This is a genomic window from Variovorax sp. LG9.2, assembly GCF_035018885.1.
Classification (GTDB): Bacteria; Pseudomonadota; Gammaproteobacteria; order Burkholderiales; family Burkholderiaceae_C; genus Variovorax.
The window spans coordinates 1-375 of sequence record NZ_JASJXB010000117.1 but is presented as its reverse complement, the minus strand read 5'-3'; the positions used below and the strand labels follow the sequence as shown (position 1 = coordinate 375).

Sequence of the window (375 nt, the reverse complement as noted above, 5' to 3'; positions counted from 1 at the left end):
GATGCATTGCGCATGGCGTGGTTCAAGCGTCATCCGGGCAAGCAGGCCGGGCTGCTCTTCCACAGCGACAGGGGCAGTCAGCTTAGGTTCAAGTAGTTGTCGCCACACCGGTCTGTTGAGCGGTGGATATTAGTTCACTCAGCGCCTCGGCTGGCGTTCTCCAGCCCAGAGTCTTTCGAGGCCTGCCATTCAGAGTCGCGGCCACTGCGTCGAGTTCTCTTTCGTTGTACCTACTCACATCTGTACCCTTTGGAAAGTACTGGCGCAGCAATCCATTCGTGTTCTCATTGGTTCCGCGTTGCCATGGGCTTCTCGGATCGCAGAAGTAGATTTCCAGTCCCGTCTCAAATCGCAATTGGGCATGCTGAGCCATCT

1 protein-coding gene is annotated in these 375 nt (G+C 56.0%); it reads right to left on the bottom strand.

Features of this window, described 5'->3' with window-relative positions; genetic code table 11:
* Positions 1-88: 88 nt before the first annotated feature.
* Positions 89-375 (bottom strand): IS30 family transposase (locus tag QN413_RS27160; protein ID WP_323499652.1); only part of this gene is annotated, 287 nt, incomplete at its 5' end.